Raw genomic sequence first — 19465 nt, forward strand, 5'->3', positions numbered from 1 at the left:
CAATCGGCTAAGGTAGCCGACCCCCACCGAACAGCAGGATCGCGATTGCCCCAGATTCCCCGGATTCTCGTCCCGCTCGACCCTCATGATCCAAACACCTGGATCGAGGCGCTCAGCTATGGGCTCGATCTGTGCGACCCCGGAGAGACGGATGCCCATCGGATTATCCTTGCGGTCCCGAGCCGCGCCCAGATGAAGTCCATGACTATCGCGGGCCACCTCGGTGCAATGTTCACCAAGGCGCTCGCCGAGGGCCAGAGCGTAACCCTCCCCCGCGGTGTGACTCTATTGGCGGAAGCTGTCGCCCAGCTCCGGACGGGCGCTGAGAAAGTCGTCGTTATCGCCTACTACGCGGACGACCAGGCTCTCGATAAAGTGGATGGTCTAGCCAATGTTGAGGGCGTGGTGGTCGTGCCGAGCTGGGCAGACTCCGTTTCCCGCTGGACGAAGCGATGGACGCCACAGGTGCACGGTCAGGCTGCGGTCGCGCCAGTCATCCTCATCGCAGACCCCAAGGTCGAGAAAGCCCTCAAGACACTGAGCCGATCAGTCAATCTCGGACCCGAAGTCTTACACGCATCCGACGACGCCTTAGCCGAGCAAACCTTCCGCATCCTGCGCAATAAGGGGCACAAGGCCGCGCCTGCCGATATTCGCTCTTGGGCCATAAAGAACGGATGGAAGGACAAGGCTGCCACCCGGCTGGAGACCTTGGCCGCACGCATCCTCCTCTCGAAGGCGAAGCCCTCCCTCGCCAAGATTCCTGAGGCGGAAACGCGCTACGCCAACTGGGTCTAGGCCGATACCTTCGTCGGGGTACCGCCTTGCGCAATGCGGTCATGAGCATGCCTGCTGGCATAGACAGTCGACGCTGAGGGCTGAGCATTTGCTCAGGAGGCATAGGCCCAAGTTAGGGCTGGCCCTGCAAGGACCCAACGGATCTCTGCCCGCATCCCGGCAACTGCACGTTTCGTCAGATCACGGCGGGTCTAGAACCTGGGCTTACGCCGATCTGAAGCAGCCACACCCGCGATCGACTTTCAATGAATGACAATGCGCACGAGGCTGTGCTATAAGAGTTTCACGGCCGTCTCGCCGGACCTGTCGCCGGGTCAAAGCGGGCAGATAGATCAAGCACCTCCTGTCGATCCTCAACAGAGGTCGATGCGTAATCGGCGAACTTCGACCATTTGCTGAGGTACCGACAATGCGCGTTTTCTATCTGAGTCATTCTAATCTCAAATCTTTGAAGCGGTCGCTCGCTGGCCAGCAGGACGTGCGTTCGAGCCATCTTACCGAGGCCATTGCGAGGGGCTTCGGCTTTGGAACGGCCGCAGCCCTTCAAGCCTGGATGAACGATGACGACGGTCAGTATCGGCCGTTTGATCAGGAAGCGTTTTCGGATCGGGTCAGCGAACTGCATGGAGCTTCTGAAATCACGTTCAACTTCCCCGAGCTTCCCCGCGAAGACCGGTACGTCGAAGACGTCTTCGATCAACTGCATCCCATCGTCTTCAGGAAGGATCACATCCAGTTCCAACTGCCAGGCATCCACGAGATCGTTGACATTCAGCTGCGCCCTCTGCCGGGCGGGTGGTTCCGGTTCGACCGCTCACATGCGATCCACACGCCGGTCCAAGCAGGCCCTTACTACCCGAGTCGTGACATTGACGATGACGCGTCTTACGCCATGCATCGGGCGATCGAGAGCCTTGCGAGCTATCACCGCGAGGCGGTTGGCGAAGGGCACACGCCCTCTGAATCCTGGCTGGTCAGTCGCTCACGTTAACGAACTGGACTTTGTTCCCCCTCCTCGACAGGAGGGGGAATGTCGTCTGAGAGAGTAATGGATGTCTGGGATGTCGCATCCTTTCCGGAACCGGTGATCGAAGCACTCCGTGCTGTAGACGGCGCTTTCGTGGCCCACACGCTAAACGTCACCCAGAATCGCTATGAGCCGGACCCCACGGACGAGCCACGTCGGCTCGGGCTCGACGTGATCGCTCGCACCATGGCGGGAGTAACCATCCGAGCCTGGCACTACGGGCGTCTCTGCGCCGATGAGGTGGAATTACTGATGCGCGAAGGCCTGTGGCCCACGAGTCAGCATCGTCGCAATATGCGCCTACGCACGCGGCAGGATGCCGGCGACCTGACGAGCGACGATGTCGCGAGCCTGACGGCATGTTGAGAGCTGAACACGGACTCCTTCGGTGTCAAGGACGGGGCTGTCTTCATGACCTCCACGCCTCGGCACCCCGAGGAGGACTATGTGTGCAGCCTCCTCGCATCCTGGGGTGGCGAGGCGTTGGCGCGCCCACGCGCAGGAACGCCCCTCGGCCAACGGCTGGCGCTTATCGGCGAGCCCGCGGTCCTCGAGATTGCGCTGCCATTCGATCTTCTCCCCGACTGGCGGCGAGGCCTCGTCGTGGAGGCGATTGAAGGTGGGTGGCTTGCTCGCCAGGGCTGTGGCGTTACAGAGAATGGACGGGACCTGCACGTGATCGAGCCATTGGCTCCGGAACGTATTTTGAGGGTGCTTCGTCCGTGCGACCACGACTTCCATACCCTCGGCAAATCCTATCCCACGGCAGCGGTCTGCCTGTCTCCGGATGGCGCGCTCCGCCGGTAACCGGGGCGAGTCACCGACTGAGGTTCGCGCCCCTGCCGGTGACCAGTTGCGCCAGACCGTTAGTCGAGGGAACGAGCACTACCGTCTGATCGATCTTGACGCCGGCGTACCCCATCCGAAGCCTGGCGTAGTGTTCCACACCCGATCCGTCGCGCACTACCGCCCACGGCGAAGCCCCTGCCTCATCATGAAACCCCGTTTTCACGACCACACCTCGCACCGGCTCCCTGCCGAGAACCCGTACATCCCTCGCGCCCTCCAGCCGACGCTGATTGAGGGTGCGGATGATGTCCCGCCGCACTTGGAGCGTGCGCAGTTTCGTCTCCATCTCGCCGTCGAGCCGATACCGCCGCCCGGACCGCCCCGCGAGCCCTAGCCGTTCCAGATGTCTCAGCCGCCCGCGCGTCAGAGCCGCCCAGGCGTCGGTTGATCCGACCCCGTCATCGACCATCCCGTTCTTGTCCGCCTCGGCGATCAGCCGCCGGTCGAAACCGGTAAAGCGGTCGGCCTCCGTCTCCTTCCAGATGCGCCGCTCAGCCTCCACCCGCGAGAGATCGCCAAGCCGCTCCTGCGCCACTTCCTGCGCCCGCGCGCGAAACCCATAGCCGATGTAGTCGCGCGGAATGACGAGGTCTCGCCCGTCCTCGCGCCGACCCCGGACCAGCACATGGGCGTGAGGTTGATCGGTGTCGAAATGGCAGGTCGCCACCCATTTCAGGTTCGGCTCTCCGAGGTCCGCCGAGACCCGGCCCATGACCTCGCGGACATAGGATTTCATGTCGAGCCGATCGCCATGTTCCGGCGAGATGATGAACCGGAAATGATGCCGGTCCTGGCTCCACCCTTCCGTTTCAAAACCGGGTTGAACGCCATCGAGACCAGGGTCGAAAAACTCCGGCCGCGAGCCTTCCGCCCCGGCGCCCGCTCGCCCGAGGTAGGCCACATGCTTGGCGAGCGCGGCTCCCCGATCGGCGCCCTTGCCCATGTGCCGCGAGACCAGCGCCTTGACGATGACCTTCTGGCGAACGTCCAGACGAAAGGCGCGACCTGACCGGTTCTGAGCCGCCTTGAGCACCCCTGACCGGTTTCCCAGCGTAAAGGCCCTCGAACTCGCCAGACGCTTGAGCATGCCGCTTTTGACATCCATCCGCTCGGTCTTGAGGGAAAGGGGAAGGCCGACGTGCACCGCGTCGACGGTCCGCTCGGAACGGGCTGAGACCCGCCCCTCGATCGCGTCCCGGATCAGCATTCGCAGTCCTCCAGAGCATGGAGCGAAGGCTCGAAGGATGACAACTCAAGACAAGTCGTCAATGATGCTCCGAGCTGCCGCTAACTGTCGGGCAGAATAGAAGAAACCGGCGCAGTCAAAAACACCCTTTTATCTTGCCCTCCGACCCTTTTTGCAGATTGTCATCCATCGAAATCACACGCCGACATACCCTATCAACAGTCATCATAGTTGGTGACCGGAAGCGAGATACACACGCTGCACAGGCCGTCGATCGGATCGAGCCGCCGGATGACAAACAAAAACCCGCCCGGCCGAAGCCGAGCGGGTCGTTGTTTTCAGGTCCAGTCTCTCAGGCGGCCCGGGCCTTGATGGGCACATGCCGCAACCCGGACTCCATCGCCTTCTGCCCGAGGTTGAGCGCAGGTCCGAACGGCCGGTGGTCCTCCCTCATCCCCGCCAGCGAATGGACCAAGGTCAGGCAGACCTCCGGCTCGAGCGCGATGAGCTCGTCGTTCGCCCTGAAGGGAGCCGCCTTGCCGTGGGTGTCGAAATCCGCGCGGGCGAGGATCAGCTTCACCCCCTTCTGCTGGGCCCATTTGATCGCGAGTTTCTCGGAGCCCTTCGCCCCGGTCGTCGCCAGAGCCATGTCCGGCCATTCCTGTTTCGCCCAGTTCAGAGCGTCGAAGATCCGACCGGCATCCTCCGCGCTGTCGGCCGTCGGCGCGCCCCGGAAGGCGATCACCGGACCGCCCGGATCCGCCTCCCCGGACTTCCGCTGCTTGATCGCCCGGATCGCCTGTTTCGCCTCAAGCTGGGCCGCCGTCAGATGGGTGCCGCGCCGCGATCCCCGCCAGGCCGTCCAGACCTCCCCGGTCGCGACCGTCCAGGTCTCAGACGCCGCGTCCCGGATCAGTTCGCAGGCCTGCGTCGCCGCATCGCCTGCTCGGGCCTTCGCCGTGGCTTCCTGGAGTTCGACGTCAGCCGCTTCCGATCCGTCGAAGTCCCGGTCGAGCGATCGCATCGTATCGCGCGCCCGGTCCGCATCGCGTTCGATCCGCCCGGCCGCCGAATGGAAGGCGCCGATCAGGGCCTCTCCCAGGATGGTCTGGAAATCCTCCAGCGCGGTGTCAGAGATGACGTCGATCAGCTCGGTCATGAGCGCGCGCCCGAGTTGAACCAGGGCGTCTTCGGTCGGAAGCGAACCTCCCTCGTTCAGGGAAGCGGACAGGTCGGCCAAGGCGGAGGATGAAGTGTTGAAACGGGTCATTGGAACATTCCTAGAGAATGTCGAGCGCCCCATGCGCAACGACCCCGGTTTTGGCCACAGCGGGGTCCCCGGCAGTCACCGGAGCGGAGGGCCGCTTGCCCTCCGTGGAGGGAATAAGGCGAAGCCGTTGACTTCCGGGGTGCTGTGACAAAATCGGAGGGCGTTGTGTGGGGGTAAGTCGTCGTCGCCCTTCGCGACGACGACACCACTCGGCGCCGTTGCGCCGATACGGAAGACAAGACAACGCTCTTCCCGTCCGTCGGCGTCGGCGAGCCGGCGGCGCTACGCGGTTGCGAACGTCTGAGGGCGCCGCAGGCAATAGTCCGATGCTCACTCACTGGCATGAGAGAAACCAGCGGTGCTAAATCAACCCGTCCTTCAAACGTCGGAGCCTGGTATGGAGAAGATCACCGTCGCCGTGCTGCGAACCCAAGGCGGATGGCGCGTCATGAAAGACGATCGGCAGATCGGTGAATATGACTTCCGTGTCGATGCGGAGGACGCCGGATTAAAGCTGACGCGGCAAATCCATCTCTCAGGCCGCGACGTGGAGCTTCTCGTGCAAACCGAGGGCTCCCACGACGTCACGCCGATGCGAGGCTGGGAGACGGTTCACTGAAGAGAGGACGGCCTGTCTACGGGCCTTATTCTGCGGCGGAACCGGTCCAGCCGACGGGACGCCAGCCTGCCAAGAAAGGCCTCCATCGCCCCCTGAACGGGGCCGCTGATGTCACGCTTGCGGGCGTCCATGTCGAGGACATGCGCCGCCTTTTTTTCGGGAATTCCAGCCAGAAGCAAGGCGCGCGTAGTCGTCGCGGGTCCCAGCGCAGAATCTGACGGGCGACTTTCAACTCAGCGGCCGGGGCCGCGTCGGGACCTCGATCGGCCAGAGGCCGACAAGCGGGCGGCCCGATCTTGGCTGCCCGGGCCAAATACAAACGGCGACCTCGTCGAGGCCGCCGTTCAGATCGTCTCAGATTGCAGCAAGGGCGTGACGGATCTCAGTCGAGAAGCGCCAGCCGGTCGAGGGTGCGGGGAGTGTCCGCCGCCGGCCGATAGGCGACGGCGGCATGCAAGGCACAGAAGGCCCCCCGGGTCACCGGTTGACCGCACAGACTGAAGTCAGCGGCTCCGGGCTCACCGAAAGGCCAACGGCACTGGCAGCGCCGCACCGAGAGGACTGTTGCCAGGCCATGTTCAGCCGCGACTACGGGACGAGCGTCGATCGGCCGGGTCGCCAGGGACCTGGCCGGCGAGAGGCCGACCGGCTTCGGACGGGCGTCAGAGCCTTTGGGCGGGCGGCCGGAACGGCCCGCCGACAGACCTATGCGATGGACCTTGCCGAGCACGGCGCTGCGCGTGATGCCATTGGCGAGATCGCGGGCGATCTGCTCGGCGGTCTGGCCCTCGAGCCAGAGTGTCTTCAGACGACCGATGCGGTCATCGGTCCAGGCAGAGGCGGTCATGGGAAGCTCCGATGCTGACGAGCCCGATCGGCTCGCCCTGCGCCGCCCTGCCTTTCCCTCCCTCCCCAAAGGAAACGGCCCGACGCTCGCGCGCCGGGCCGCTCTCATTCGCCCGCTGTCTAGAACGGGATGTCGTCGTTTAGGTCGTAGCCACTGGCCGGCTCCTGGACCTGGCGACCGGAGTCGCCCTCGTCCTCGGCGGCGCCATCGGAAGCTTCGCGCCGGTTCTTCAGTCGGATATCCCCGACGATCACGCGCATGTCGTAGTGTTCGACACCGTCCTTGCCGGTCCAGGTGTCGTTCTCGACATGACCCTGGATCACGACGCGGCTGCCTTTGCGGGCGAACGGGCCGATGTATTTCTCGGCCGTCGCCTCGTTGAAGCAGATGCAGTTGAAGCCGGTCGTGCGTTCGCCGGGCGTGCCGTCGGCCTTGCGGAAACGGGTAGTCTCGAGCACGCGGAAGCTTGCCCGCTTCTTGCCCGAGCCTTGAGCCGAGAGGACGGAGGGGTTGGCCGTCAGATAGCCTTCGATGATCACGGTTTGCATGGTCAGTCTCCTGAGAATTGAATGTTGATGAGGGATCAGGCGGCGGCGCGGTCGGCGCTGCTGTCCTGGATGTCGCGTTCCTCGGCCCAGTCGAGGACGGTGAGCCGGTTGATGACCAGTTCCTTGGCCGTCCGCTCGGTCCCGTTCTTGGCCGCGTAGGCGGTGTCGATGAAAGCGCCGATGACCACGGCCTCACACCCCTGCGCGAGGCCCCGGGCTATGACCTTCTCGTTGAGGCCTTTGGACCAGCTCACGCAGTTGACGCCGACCAGCCGATCCTTGCCGGCGTTGTCGACGCCGCGGCTTTCAAGCAGGCGAAACACCGCCTTGCCGAAGTCGTCGGTGATCTGGGGGTCGGCCGCCAATCGGCCGGTGAACATCACGTTTTGCATGTCAGTCTCCTGGATATCCGAAGCCGTCGGGGAGCCGATCTCCCCAATCCCGCTTCACCCGGAAACTCCCTTCCTCCGCTCCTTTGGACGGTGTTCGGTCGCGCACGCGATCCTGGGCCTCACCGACATTGCCGAACCCACAATGTGATCCTATATTGGATCATATTAGGAGGCTTGTTCGATGCCCGATCCCCAGTGGACTCTGCCCGAAGCGGCGTTCGTCCTTGATCAACCGCTCGACGCGATCAAACGCGACGTCAACCGCCGACCACTCAAGCCAGAGGCCTCAGGTCCGGCCAAGCGCGCTGTGCGATGCGTCGGCCTGACCGATCTCGTCTATCTCGACATGGTGGCCACCTATCGCCACACCCTGACGCCTTCCGCGCTCGACGACCTGTATGTCGCCGTGATCAAGGAGTCTCCGCAGTCCGCCAGTGTTTCTGTCGGGCCGCTCATCGTGCAGTTGAAGCGGCATCGGACAAATGTCGCGCAACGCCTGAAGGCGCTGGAGGCTGTGGATCGCGCCATCGAGATCAAACACGGCGCTCCCGTCGTAAGAGGCACCGACATCGAGGTCCACCGCCTAGCGGCGCTCTCGGCAGGCGGAGCCACCGATGAGGAGATCCTCGAGGACTACCCGTCGCTGTCGCTCGCCAAGATCAAGGCGGCGACCGCTTATGCGCGCGCCCATCCCAAATCCGGTCGCCCTTACCCGGCGACGTCGGCGAAGCGCGCGATGCAGGGAGCCGACCTTGGCGGGCTCGAGCCATTCATGCGGCCGAGGGGATGATCTATCTGCTTGACACCAACGTCGTCAGCCAGAGCAGCAAGCCCAAACCGTCCGCCAACATCCTGGCCTGGCTCCGGTCGGTCGATGACCACGAGCTCTGCATCAGCGCCATGACTGTCCGCGAGTTGCGATACGGAGCGGAGCGGGCGACAGCCGCTGACCATCCTGCCGCCGCGGCGATCACACAGGGCGTGGACGCGGTCATCGCCGCCTATGCGGGCCGCATCCTGCCCATCGACGAAGCCGTGGCCGCCGTCTGGGGCCGGATGCTGGCCGAGCGCGACGGCGACGAGGAGGATACCGCCCTGGCCGCGACCGCGCTGGTCCACGGTCTGACGCTCGTCACCGCCAATATCAAGGATGTGACGGGTCGCGGCGTCCCCCTTCTGAACCCGTCCCGGTCCCCGCCGAAGGCGACGCCGGTCTGACCCGCTCAGGCGGCCTGCCCGTCGAGGACGGTCTGAACCGGATGGCGGCGCAGCACCGCCTCCAACACGGTCGGCCGCTCAACCGGGACGAAGACCCGAGGCGTGTAGGCGATGATCTCCACGAAACAGCCCGAGACGACCAGGGCGTCGCGATCCGTCCGGCCTCCCACCACCTCGATGCGCCAGCGGTCCATAACGCGGGACCGCTTCAGCCACAGCCCGCCCTCCAGCGATAGCTGGACGTTGCGGTCGAGGATCGTGGCGGCGGTTCTCGCGCCGTCCGCCCAAACCTCGGCGACGTCGGTCAGACCCAGGCTCGTCTTCAGAGTTCGAGCCTGAACCTGGTCCAGAACCCGCCCCAGCCAGCGGCGTCCGTCCGGCGCCCGGACCCGGCGAACCGAGCAACCCCGCGCCGGCAACCGGCCCCAAATCGGCAACAGCAATCCCGTGGCAAGCGTCAGTTCGCGCGTCCGCCAAGGGTCGGTCCCGGCGACCTCTTGGTCCCAGACCCGCCGCCAGGTCGAAACCTCCGCTGGCTTCCACGCCGACTCCTCGAACGTCTTCTCGGCCATCGTCTGGCGATCGTCGGGCCGAACCAGCCGCACGGCGGTGATCAGGCGGTTCTCGTCCGTCGAGGTGGTCAAGCCGAGTTCCGCAATCGCGGCGCGGCCCGACTTCTCGTTGACGACCAGCTGGTGGGCGACATCCTTCGCCCAAGTCAGGGCGGCGTCGGCGACGAGGATCTCGCGCCTTACCTTGAGCGAGAAGGTCACCAGAGCCGTCTCGGCGCCGGTCGAGACATCGGTCCGGATCACTTCCTGATCCGTGACCTCCAGTTCCTCGGCCTCGATGTCCTCCAGCCCGCGGTCCAGTTCACCGGAGGCGGCGGCTCGATCGAGGATGCCGGACAGGATGCGGTCGAAGTCCGCGAACAAGGCGTTCTGGTCGGCGATGCGCAGCGCCAGAAGCCGGTTCAGGAAGGTATGGATCGGCGGCAGGTCGTCGGAGGGTTTGAGGCCGCCGTCGTCGTCGAGCAGCTTCAAGCTCGTCTTGGCCACGAAGGTCTCAAGCGTCGTCGAGTCCAGCTCCCCGAAGGCCAGTGCGCCGTAGAAGACCAGCAATGCCCGGCGCGCCCAAGGGCTCTCCAGATTGTCCTCGGCGCGGAACAGGCCGGCTCCGGCGGTGCGCCGTTCGCCGCGCGTGAGCGCGCCCAGAGAGTCCAGCCGGCGCGCGATCGTCGAGGTGAACCGCTTCTCGCCCTGGATGTCGGTGGTGACGGGCCGGAACAGGGGCGCGGATGCCTGATGCGTCCGGTGGGAGCGGCCAAGGCCCTGGATGGCGGCGTCGGCCCGCCAGCCCGGTTCGACCAGATAGTGGACCCGCCGCTGCTGGTTCGGAGCCGACAGGTCGGCATGGTAGCTGCGGCCGGTTCCGCCGGCGTCGGAGAAGATCAGCACCCGCTTGCGGCCCGACATGAAAGCGTCGGTCTCGGCGCGGGCCGCGGAGGCGCCCCGCCGCTCCACGACGCGACGACCGTCCCTCACCACCACCCGGCGCGACCGGCCCGTGATCTCGGCGACCGCGTCGGTCCCGAAAGCTTCCAGCAGGGCGTCGAGCACGCCCGGCACAGCGGGCAGCAAGGCCATCTTCTCGATCAGGGCCTCGCGTCGGGCCAACGCCTCCTGACTGAGGGCGGGACGACCGTCGTCTATGACCGGGACCATGGTGACATTGCCGTCATCGTCCTCGACCGCCTCCATCAGATGCACGGGAAAGGCCTCGCGCAAATAGTCGAGGACGTATTCTCGCGGCGTCAGGTCGATGGATAGGTTGTTCCATTCCTCGGGCGGGATCGAGGACAGCCGCCGCTCCATCACCGCCTCGTTTGTGGAGACAATCTGGACCACGGCCGAGCGCTCCGAGGCGAGGTCGTCGCGGATTGACGCGATCAGGCTCGGCGCCTTCAGGCCAGCCAGAAGGTGACCGAAGAAGCGCAGTTTAGCGCCCTCGAAAGCGGAGTGGACCGCGGAAGCCGCCATCGCGCTCTTCGGCTTGCCAGCGTCGTCGCTGAGACCGGTCGCCTTCAGCGCCTCTGCCAGATTGGCGTGGATCAGCTGGAAGGCGTCGGCCCACTGGTCCCATACGCCGACGTCGTCTGGCATCAGCGGATGGACCAGGGGTTCGTACTCGACGCCCTCGAACGACAGCGATCGCGCCACATAAAGCCCGAGCGCCTTGAGCTCGCGTGCGACCAGCTCCATGGCCGCGACCCCGCCCCGGTCCATGGCGTCCAGGAAGTCGGCGCGGGACATGAACGGCGCTTCGGGCCCGCCCCACAGGCCAAGACGTGCGGCATAGGCGAGGTTCTCGGCCGTGGTGGCGCCCGTGGCCGAGACATAAAGTATCCTGGCGTTCGGCAGACGGTTCTGCAGCGCCAGCCCCGCCATGCCCTGCAGCGAGGCCTTCTTGGTCCCACGCGCGCCCTTGCCGCCACCGGCCGCGTTGGCCATGGCGTGGGCTTCATCGAAGGCGATGACGCCGTCGAAGTCCTCGCCCAGCCAGGCGACGATCTGGTCGAGGCGGGAGGGACGGACGCCCCGCGCCGGCTGACGCAGGGTCGCGTAGGTGGTGAACAGAATACCCCGGTCCAGCCGGACCCCGTCTCCCTGCTTCCAGCTCGACAGCGGCACGATGTCGTGGGCCCCGCCGCCGATGGCGCCCCAGTCGCGCCGGGCGTCCTCCAGCAGGGCGTCATTGCGGGAGAGCCAGACTGCGCGCACGCGCCCCTGGCTCATGTTGTCTGCGACGATGGCGGCGATCTGCCGCCCCTTGCCGCAGCCGGTGCCGTCGCCGAGGAAGAAACCCCGACGGAAGGCGAACGCTTCGCTTTGATCATCGCGCACGAGCGCCACCTCATGCGGTGCTTCGCCGAGGCGGAACCGGCCGGGCAGGAAGGCCGCATGGGCCTCGCCGGCGTAGATCACCGTCTCCGTTTGGGCGTCGGAGATCCGGCCCTGGATGAGCACCGCCGGCGGCAACACCGGCCGGTAGGTCGGCGCGGGCGGCGCGACTGAGGCCATGGGCCCGGATTCGACCAGGGGTGAAGGGTGAGGCCGGGGATCGGGCAGGACGATCCGCGCCAGGGCATGCGCCTGATAGAGGCCGACGTCCCGGCCCTCTCCAGCCCAGGGCCGCGCCTCATAGGCCAGGGGTGTTGCTCCGGCCAGGAAGGCCAGTCGGCCTGCGGGAAGGGCCAGCCCGCGGTCGCGCGGCGCGAGGAAGGCGGCGGCGTCCAACGTCAACCGCACGCGCGGGCGGGCGGTGCCGCGATTCGGAAGGCTCGCGAGAATCCGGGCGGTCGCCTCCAGATCCTCGGGTTGGTGAAGAAGGCCGTCCCAGACGGCTGTCCCGCCGCGATCCATAACCAGCAGGCCGGTCTCGACCGAGGTGCCGTGTTTGGCGAAAGCGCGCGCGGGAAACGCCACGGCGGCCACCATGACGCCGTGGCCTTCGAGCACCCGCCTCAGATCGGTGTCGGCAAGGGCGGTGAGGGGCACGATCGCCGCCATCCGGCCGCCGTCCGCCAGAACCTTGACCGACGCGATAAGATGGGCCTGAAGATCCGAGAACGGCGGGTTGCAGACCACGACGTCGAACGCCCCGGCGTCCCCGAGGAGGTCGGGTAGATGGCGGCCATCGTGCCGCCGGCGCGTCGCCTTGGCGAACAGTCCGTCGAGGAGCGCGGCGCGCGTGGGCGCAAGCTCGTTTAACGTCAGGCTCGCCCCGCACGCTTCGGCCACTACGGCCAGCAATCCGGTCCCGGCCGAGGGCTCCAGCACGAGGTCGCCCGGCCGAACCTGCGACGCCAGCACCGCGAGGGCGGCGAGTTGGGGCGGGGTGGAGAACTGGTCCAGCGCGACCTGTTCCTCACTGCGCCGGCTGTGGGTCAGGCCAAGCGCTGAGACCGCGGCGAGCAGAGCGGCGATCTCGGCCGGGGCGTCCTCGAGCCGGGCGATCTGCGGCGCGAGGCGGCGGATCTGAAGCACCGTCGCGCCCTCGATAGCGTCATAGGCGTCGCGCCAGGTCCAGCCGCCCTCGGCGTCGGACGCTCCGAACGCGGTGGTCATCACCTCGGCCACGAGACGTCGATCCAGCGGGCGGGAGCGGGCAAGATGGATGGCCAATGCACGGGCAGCGGCCAGGATGTTGGCGGGGAGATTCCCGACGGCGAGGTCGGCGAACAGCGACAGGTTGCGGATCGTTGACATGGAAGGCTCCGATCGCCTGGAGCGGAGGGCTCCTCCCTCTCGGTCCTCCAGGCTCGCTTCGCCCCGCCCTCCCTTCGTCTCCCCGACAGTCGCGTCGATGCGCACGACGACAGAGAAACACCGTCCCGGCAGGTCGCCGGGGCGGTGTTTCCGTGTGCGGATAATCAGGCGGCGGCGACGTCCAAGGCCGCCTTGCCCGCCGGAGTGACGACGAAGGCGCCGGCCCCTTCGTCGTCCTCATCGACGCCATCGCCGGCGGCTTGGTCCTCGATGTCCGGGGCATCCTGATCGGCGTCGATCGGGGCGGCCCATGACAGGGCGGCCGGAGCCCAGGTCCGTTGCGCGGCCTGTTCGGCCACCCAGTCGACCAGCTCGGTCTTGCGGAGCGTCTTCGCCCGCTCGTCCTCGGCGCCCATGGTGTCGAGCATGCCGGTCAGCAGGCCCTTGGAGTGGGGCTGCAGGAAGGGGGCGTCGGGCGTCCAGTGGAGAGTGATGTCCGCTTGGCAGAGAGCGGCCAGCTCCGCCGCCTCGGCCCGGGCGCTGCGGCGGATGGAGAAGGTCTTCTCCTCCCGGACGTCGAGGCTGATGGCGGTCAACTCCGCCAGCAATCCCATCTTCTCGCCGTGGGCAAGGCCGTGGACCCAGGCGATGACGGTCTCGCCGGACGCTTCCCAGGCCGTGCGACGATCCTCGAGCCGTCGACGAACGTCACCATCCAGAGCCTCGATGACCCGGCTGTTCGCGGGATTGAACCCGCTGGCGGTGATGGCCAAGGCCGAGTCCGACCGCGCGACGTGCGCGCGTCGAACGAGGACGGTGAACAGCCGCGCGATCAAGGCTGTAAGCGCCGCCCCGGGATCGTCGGCCAGCGCGCGGATCAGACCCCGCGTCGCCACATCGGTCCGCACGGCGTGAAGGGCATGGTTGACGCCTTCTGTCTCCGGCTCCGGAGCCTCGACTTCCGGCGGAACATAGGCCGGTGGCGCCGCGGTCCGACGCGCGGCCTCCGGCGCGGCGTCCTGATCCTCTTCGTCGATCTCGGGTTCCTCCGGCGTGTAGCAGCGGACTTCGACGCCTGCCTCCGCGGCCGGCCACAGGACCATCGTGGTCACGACCCGGCCCCCGCATCCAGTCTGGTCTGATGCAATCTTGGCGTGGATCATGTCGACGATCGCCAGATCAGCCACGTCGGGGTGCTCGACGTCTGCCAGGGCGATGCGGGCCTTCTCGGTCCGGTCGTTGAACACCTCCCTCTGCGCCCGGTAGCGCGCCATCTCTTCGGCGGGGAGTGAACCGCCATACACATAGCCGAGCGCCTCCAGATCGTCGGGAAGCTCTGGCTCCGGGCCGGCGGTCACGTGAACCGAGATCCCTTCGGCCTCGAACACGGCCGCGATCCCACGTGCGCGACGGGTCCAGACCTCGGTCAGGATGTCGGGGTCGAGCAGGACCGGCGGCAGTTCACCGAACAGATCGCTCTCCGTCCGCCCCCCGGCGTCAGCATAGGCCTGAGGATCGACCAGGGCGCAGCGGCGATCGCGCGTGGTGACCCGGCTGTCGTCGAGCCGCTCCTTCACCCGCCATTCCTGGAAGCCCTGGCCGTCCAGCGTCATCTGGGCGATGTCTTTCTGCTCCTGAAGGTCCGGCAGGCGCGCCAGCAGCCGGGTCTGGCGAAGCGTGATCCGGCCCGCTTTCAGCGCCACCAGAGCGGCCGGCGCGACCCCGGACAAGGCGGCCAGCCGTTTGATCTCGATCTCGTCATAACCGAGCGCCCGCGCCATGGCGGTGATCGTCAGTTTCGACTTCAGCATCCGGCCAATGGCGGCGATGACATCGGCCACATGGACCGGCACGGCGGTGTTGGTCAAAAGCACCGCCGCCGCCTGGCGCGCCGGATCGGTCTCGACATAGGTCCGGACAGGATAGTCCTCGTCGATGTCGCCGGCCTCCAGCAGGCTCGCCAGCGCCAGACGACGACGACGACCGTCTAGGGCCATGAACGGCTGCTCCTTTTTGCCGCGACCGGGCCTGACGGTCACGGGCTGCAACTGACCGGCCGCCTTCAGGGTGGCGGCCAGGGTCGGAATATCGTCGTCGGGCGGTTCGCCATAGCGCAGGTTCTCTCGCGCGATGCCGAGATCCCCGAGGCGGACGATGCGTTCCACGGGCGTGAAGATGACGGCCGGGGTTGGGGTTTCAGGAACAGAGGTTGTTGAGGTGATGACGGGAACGAGGTCGGTCATGAGGTCTCTCCTGCCGGGCGACGGGGGCCATCCCCGTCACTCCGGCGCCCCTCAGAGCCCTCGCTCCCCCTTTGCGACGCCGCCGCGACCGCGACCTCGTTCCAGTCGCCGAACGGCGGCTCGGGCCATGACACCTCAACCTTGAGACCGTCATTCACCAGGCGGCGGCGGAGCCGGGCAGCCGCCGCCTCACCGGCCTCGCCACGGTCAGCGGCGATCAGGACCCGGCGCACCCAGGCGGGCGGGCTCCAGGCGACGAGGTTATTGGCGGCCATAAGAGCCCAGCCGGGAAGACCGAAGCGGTCGATGGCCGACAGGGTCGTGACCACCCCTTCGCCCACCAACATCTCTTCGGCCGCAGGCGAGAGGCGAACGGCCGCGCCGGGCGGGACCTGACCCACAGTCTTTCGGGCCAGGCGCAGACCGCCGGCGGGCAGACCATTGGTCTCGAGATAGGTCAGCTCGACCGCCGTCAGACGATCCTCGGCGTCGCTGACCCGGGCGATCAGAGCGGGACGCACGCGCCTACCACTCTGATAGACCGACAGTGGCGCGGAGGGGTGCAGGCGAAGATTGTAAGCGGCGGCTCCGGTCATGACTGCGCGCCGTCGCAGATAGAGACTGGCCGGACCGTGGGGCGGTCGCTCCGTCGTCGCGGTCCACAGACGCGATGCGGTCTCGACGCGAAGGCGCCGGTCCGGTCTCGGCGATGAGGACCGTCCGCGCCCGCCGCCGGTGAGCCGACCGGCGTCATCGATAAAGCCGCGAAGGCGAAGATCATCCCGTGCGGTGCGCCAATCGGCGCCGCCGAATCCGTGGATGATGACCCGATCATCGGCCAGCATCAACGAAACCGAACGGTCCGCCGTGCTGTGGCCGGGTGCGGGGATGCTGGCGCGCGAACCTCCGGCATAGAGGTCGCCGCCCAGGGCGGCGACAATCGCGTGAAGGGTCATGGCCGCCTCAGATCAGGCCGAGCTGTTTGAAGCTCGCCGTACCCTGACGGCCGATGACGAGATGGTCGTGCACTTGCAGGCCGAAAACGCCGGCGGCGTCCACGATCCTGCGGGTCATCTCGATATCGGCCCGTGACGGGGCCGGGTCGCCGGACGGATGATTGTGGACAAGGATGAGCGCCGAAGCCGAGAGTTCCAGCGCCCGCCGGTCGACTTCACGGGGGTAGACCGGGGCGTGATCGACCGTGCCTTCGGCCCGGAATTCGTCCCGAAGCAGGATGTTCTTCTTGTCGAGATACAGGGCGCGGAACTGCTCTCTCGGTTCGTGGGCCAGGGCCGAGCGAACATAGGCGACCAGGGCGGACCATGATGACAGGACGGGGCGGCGGCAGGCCTCCGATCGGGCCAACCTGATACTCAGCCGGCGCAACATCTTGAGATCCGTGATCGTGGTCGCGTCGAGCGTGGCGGCCCGCGCCAGCTCGTGCGGATCCGCCGCGACGACGGCGGCGACCGTGCCGAACACCGCCAGCAAGGTCGCTGCAGCCTGCGCGATGTCACGCTCCGGCATGGTGCGTGTCATCAGCAGGGAAAGAAGGGTGGCGTCGTCCATCTCCTGCTCAAGGCCCGGCGACGCCGCGAACAGGTCTCCCGAACGCAGGCCGGAAGGCCTGAATGTTGATGAGGACAAGGGTCGCATCGCGGGGCTCCAGGGGCTGCTGGCCCCGGATCGGGGCGACCACCCCCCGCCCTTCCTTTTTCTCCAATGCCCGTTGGCTAAGAGGGGCGATGGCTTCAGGCTGCGCCCATGAAATGGCTCCTGATCCTCACTGGTCTTCTCCTCGCTCCCGCCGTCGCCCACGCGGATCCGTGCGAGGGCCGTTTGCCTGACCGCGCGGGCGCGTCCTTCTCCGGTCTGGTGCGCTACATCGGTGACGGTGACAGCCTGTGTGCGGGCCCCAACAGTGACCCCTCGACCTGGATTGAGGTCCGGCTGTCGGATTTTAACGCCCCCGAGCTCCACAGTCCGACCGGACGCGCTGACCGGGACCGATTGTCGGGCTTGGTTCGCGGACGTGTCCTGACGTGCGTGGCGGTTCGCGGTCGTAACGGTCGCGTCATCGTCTATGATCGGGTGATTGCCTCATGCCGCCTTAATGGTCGAAGGGTCGGCGACCTGCTGCGTGCCGCCGGTGGACGCGAAGGGGGAGATTAGGACGCGAGCCTGCTGGACCCCGCAAGCCCTGCCGAAATCCAACTTGGAGTGGCAGTCCCCTCGTCCATCCGCGCGCATGTCGGACCCCTTGGCCACTTCCCTTCCGAGTTCCCTGCGAGCCATCAGCTAGGAGGAAGTCGTCGGCTCGCGGGGGCCCAAGGTCATAGGCGGATCGCTGCGGCAAGTATGTGGATGCGAGGCGCCCTACGAGCGTCCCGTCAGGCGACGTCGCAAGTCGCGTTCGATGGTTTTCCTCTGATGCGGAGTGAGTTTGCGCCACCCCGCGACTTCCAACCGCGTGCGTCCACAGCCTGCGCAAAAACCGGAGCGGGCGTCGAAAGTGCAGACATCGATACAGGGTGTCTTGGCCATCCCACCTGTCTACCGGGCCAGGGAGACGACGGCCTGCCAGGTCAAGACCAGGCCGACGACAGCGATCAGAACCCCTGAAAAATAGGGCGCCTTTCGTGCAAAAGCCGCGAAACCTCCCGACCAGCGCTTCTCCGCATGCCGCATCCCGATCGCCGCTGCGACACCGACGGTGACCATGGTCGCCGCCAATCCGATCGAAAAGCACAGGACGAGGGTCGCACCCAAGGCCACCTGCTTCAGCTGCAGGCAGAGCAGCAGGACGGTGATCGAGGCCGGGCACGGGATCAGGCCGCCTGTCAGGCCGAAGAGCATGATCTGCCAAGTGGTCACCTTGCGGTTGGCGAACCGCTTCTTGATGTCGTTGGCGTGGGCGCGTTCGTGGGCGTCCTGATAGCCGGGGTCCGAGACATCAAGCCCGCCGTGGTCATGAGCGTGTTCGTGATCGTGTTCGGCGAACTCGACATCGAACTCGTGGGTGTGATTGCCGTGGCCCAGGACCAGCCTTGCGGTGAACGCATGGGGTTCAGGAATGACGTCTGCCGATTCGAGATAACCGTCGCGTGTCTCGAAGTGGAATGTCTGGACGGAGCCGTCCGCCCGGGTGGTTGCGACGATGACGTCGTCGGCCCTCGGAACCGGCCCTTTCTCCGGAGCGAACCGGAACCGTGGGGGCACGCCGTCCTCGAAGATACTCAGGCTGACGACGCCATGGCCGGTGTCGATCCAGCGCGTCTCGTCGTGGTCATGGTCGTGGTCACGATCATGCTCGTTGTGGACGGCGTTCTGCTCGCGCCATGTGGCGAAGAGCATCCATGCGGCGACACCGAGGATGATCACGGCCGAGGCCAGCTGGAACCAGCCCTCCGAGGCTTCGATGTCGAAAAACTGGCCGAAGTAGAGCCCGGTCAGGGCGATGGCCCAGACGATGGCCGTATGGGACAGCGTCGCCGACAAACCCAGCAGGATCGCCTGCCAGACCGTACCGCGCACCGCGACGATGAAGGCCGCCATCATCGTCTTGGAGTGGCCGGGCTCCAGCCCGTGCAAGGCTCCCAGCAGCAGGGCGGAAGGAATGAACAGCCAGGCATGGGCCGAGCCCTGCGCGAGCAGGTCTGCAAACGGGGTCATCGGCGTCTCACAGGTATTTGGTGATGTCTTTGAACTCGGCCATGGCCCGACGGGCCTCGGCCGGGTCGCCCTCGGCCGCATGGGCGAGGCAATGGTCGATGTGATCGTGGATCAGGGTCTTCTTGGCCGCCGCCACGGCCTTCTCGATCGCATGAAGCTGCTGGGCGAGATCCAGACACGTTCGCCCACCCTCGATCATGGCGATGGTCTTGCGCAGATGACCCTCGGCGCGCTTCAGCCGATTGATGATCTCGGGGTGGGATTCGTGGACGACGTGAGCCATGAGGCTATGCTATCCCCCTGGAGGGGATAAGACCAGCCTCTCTTGGTTACCCGCCGCAGGACGACGTTCGATGTTTTCACCGCTTCGCCATGCCGGTTACCGGCATCTGTTCATCGCCCAGGTCGCGGCCCTGCTCGGCACGGGCATGGCGACGGTGGCGCTGGGTCTGCTGGCGCATGATCTGGCCGGGGCCAATGCCGGCGAAGTCTTGGGGATGGCCCTGGCCATCAAGATGATCGCCTATA

19 protein-coding genes and 1 pseudogene are annotated in these 19465 nt (G+C 66.3%); 8 read left to right on the forward strand and 12 right to left on the reverse strand.

Annotation, left to right across the window (positions count from 1 at the left end; genetic code table 11):
- Positions 1–45: 45 nt before the first annotated feature.
- From WC585_RS15335 to WC585_RS15345, 3 genes are all read left to right on the forward strand, one after another.
- Positions 46–798, forward strand: a complete 753-nt coding sequence (locus WC585_RS15335) for a hypothetical protein (protein ID WP_035305746.1) — start codon at positions 46–48, stop codon at positions 796–798.
- 409 nt (positions 799–1207) lie between these two features.
- Entirely contained in the window at positions 1208–1789 is a 582-nt protein-coding gene (locus WC585_RS15340; RefSeq protein WP_035305748.1) for a hypothetical protein, read from the forward strand.
- A 57-nt stretch (positions 1790–1846) separates the two neighbouring features.
- The gene (locus WC585_RS15345; RefSeq protein ID WP_155988052.1) at positions 1847–2191 is read left to right on the forward strand and encodes a hypothetical protein; all 345 of its coding nucleotides are present in this window, start codon (positions 1847–1849) and stop codon (positions 2189–2191) included.
- A gap of 451 nt (positions 2192–2642) precedes the next feature.
- On the opposite strand, the gene WC585_RS15350 is transcribed toward WC585_RS15345, so the two are convergent.
- Complete coding sequence (locus WC585_RS15350; protein WP_035305757.1) at positions 2643–3881, reverse strand: DUF3363 domain-containing protein; 1239 nt, start codon at positions 3879–3881, stop codon at positions 2643–2645.
- 331 nt (positions 3882–4212) lie between these two features.
- The gene (locus tag WC585_RS15355; RefSeq protein WP_035305761.1) at positions 4213–5130 is read right to left on the reverse strand and encodes a DUF2493 domain-containing protein; all 918 of its coding nucleotides are present in this window, start codon (positions 5128–5130) and stop codon (positions 4213–4215) included.
- 397 nt (positions 5131–5527) lie between these two features.
- Between WC585_RS15355 and WC585_RS15360 the strand changes: the two genes are divergently transcribed.
- The gene (locus tag WC585_RS15360; protein ID WP_035305764.1) at positions 5528–5749 is read left to right on the forward strand and encodes a hypothetical protein; all 222 of its coding nucleotides are present in this window, start codon (positions 5528–5530) and stop codon (positions 5747–5749) included.
- Between the two features lie 382 nt (positions 5750–6131).
- Here the strand turns inward: WC585_RS15360 and WC585_RS15365 are convergent, their stop codons facing one another.
- The 3 genes from WC585_RS15365 to WC585_RS15375 all read right to left on the reverse strand — a co-directional run bounded on the left by WC585_RS15365 (position 6132) and on the right by WC585_RS15375 (position 7524).
- A complete protein-coding gene (locus WC585_RS15365) occupies positions 6132–6596 on the reverse strand; it encodes a GcrA family cell cycle regulator (RefSeq protein WP_035305766.1) in 465 nt (154 codons plus the stop codon).
- A 119-nt stretch (positions 6597–6715) separates the two neighbouring features.
- Positions 6716–7144, reverse strand: coding sequence for a single-stranded DNA-binding protein (locus WC585_RS15370; RefSeq protein ID WP_035305768.1), 429 nt, complete (start codon positions 7142–7144; stop codon positions 6716–6718).
- A 35-nt stretch (positions 7145–7179) separates the two neighbouring features.
- Complete coding sequence (locus WC585_RS15375; protein WP_260394869.1) at positions 7180–7524, reverse strand: hypothetical protein; 345 nt, start codon at positions 7522–7524, stop codon at positions 7180–7182.
- Between the two features lie 193 nt (positions 7525–7717).
- On the opposite strand from WC585_RS15375, the gene WC585_RS15380 reads away from it, so the two are divergent.
- Together WC585_RS15380 and WC585_RS15385 are read left to right on the forward strand one after the other, a co-directional pair.
- On the forward strand, positions 7718–8326 hold the full coding sequence (locus tag WC585_RS15380) for a DUF433 domain-containing protein (RefSeq protein ID WP_035305776.1): 609 nt from the start codon (positions 7718–7720) through the stop codon (positions 8324–8326).
- Positions 8323–8754: a type II toxin-antitoxin system VapC family toxin gene (locus WC585_RS15385; RefSeq protein ID WP_035305778.1), complete on the forward strand. Its 432-nt coding sequence runs from the start codon at positions 8323–8325 to the stop codon at positions 8752–8754. Before WC585_RS15380 ends, WC585_RS15385 begins: the two co-directional genes overlap by 4 nt.
- A gap of 5 nt (positions 8755–8759) precedes the next feature.
- Here the strand turns inward: WC585_RS15385 and WC585_RS15390 are convergent, their stop codons facing one another.
- The 4 genes from WC585_RS15390 to radC all read right to left on the reverse strand — a co-directional run bounded on the left by WC585_RS15390 (position 8760) and on the right by radC (position 16834).
- Positions 8760–13022: a strawberry notch-like NTP hydrolase domain-containing protein gene (locus WC585_RS15390; RefSeq protein WP_373258766.1), complete on the reverse strand. Its 4263-nt coding sequence runs from the start codon at positions 13020–13022 to the stop codon at positions 8760–8762.
- 164 nt (positions 13023–13186) lie between these two features.
- Entirely contained in the window at positions 13187–15265 is a 2079-nt protein-coding gene (locus tag WC585_RS15395) for a ParB N-terminal domain-containing protein (RefSeq protein ID WP_035308125.1), read from the reverse strand.
- Positions 15262–16221 carry a toprim domain-containing protein gene (locus WC585_RS15400; RefSeq protein WP_081836174.1) on the reverse strand — a complete coding sequence of 320 codons (960 nt, stop codon included), beginning with the start codon at positions 16219–16221 and terminating at the stop codon, positions 15262–15264. Before WC585_RS15400 ends, WC585_RS15395 begins: the two co-directional genes overlap by 4 nt.
- Positions 16222–16228: 7 nt before the next feature.
- The gene (gene radC, locus WC585_RS15405) at positions 16229–16834 is read right to left on the reverse strand and encodes a DNA repair protein RadC (protein WP_373258767.1); all 606 of its coding nucleotides are present in this window, start codon (positions 16832–16834) and stop codon (positions 16229–16231) included.
- Between the two features lie 195 nt (positions 16835–17029).
- Here radC and WC585_RS15410 point away from each other — a divergent pair, with 195 nt between their 5' ends.
- Entirely contained in the window at positions 17030–17437 is a 408-nt protein-coding gene (locus WC585_RS15410; RefSeq protein ID WP_081836172.1) for a thermonuclease family protein, read from the forward strand.
- Between the two features lie 204 nt (positions 17438–17641).
- Here the strand turns inward: WC585_RS15410 and WC585_RS15415 are convergent, their stop codons facing one another.
- From WC585_RS15415 to WC585_RS15425, 3 genes are read right to left on the reverse strand one after another with little or no spacing between them, the layout of a single operon-like run.
- Positions 17642–17809 carry a DUF1289 domain-containing protein gene (locus tag WC585_RS15415; RefSeq protein ID WP_081836171.1) on the reverse strand — a complete coding sequence of 56 codons (168 nt, stop codon included), beginning with the start codon at positions 17807–17809 and terminating at the stop codon, positions 17642–17644.
- A gap of 9 nt (positions 17810–17818) precedes the next feature.
- A complete protein-coding gene (locus WC585_RS15420; protein WP_271145752.1) occupies positions 17819–18937 on the reverse strand; it encodes a nickel/cobalt efflux transporter in 1119 nt (372 codons plus the stop codon).
- A gap of 7 nt (positions 18938–18944) precedes the next feature.
- Positions 18945–19220, reverse strand: coding sequence for a metal-sensing transcriptional repressor (locus WC585_RS15425; RefSeq protein ID WP_035308120.1), 276 nt, complete (start codon positions 19218–19220; stop codon positions 18945–18947).
- A 70-nt stretch (positions 19221–19290) separates the two neighbouring features.
- Between WC585_RS15425 and WC585_RS15430 the strand changes: the two are divergent.
- Positions 19291–19465 (forward strand): annotated as a pseudogene (locus WC585_RS15430) (MFS transporter); the annotation flags it as partial.

Source organism: Brevundimonas sp. (assembly GCF_041648055.1).
GTDB lineage: Bacteria > Pseudomonadota > Alphaproteobacteria > Caulobacterales > Caulobacteraceae > Brevundimonas.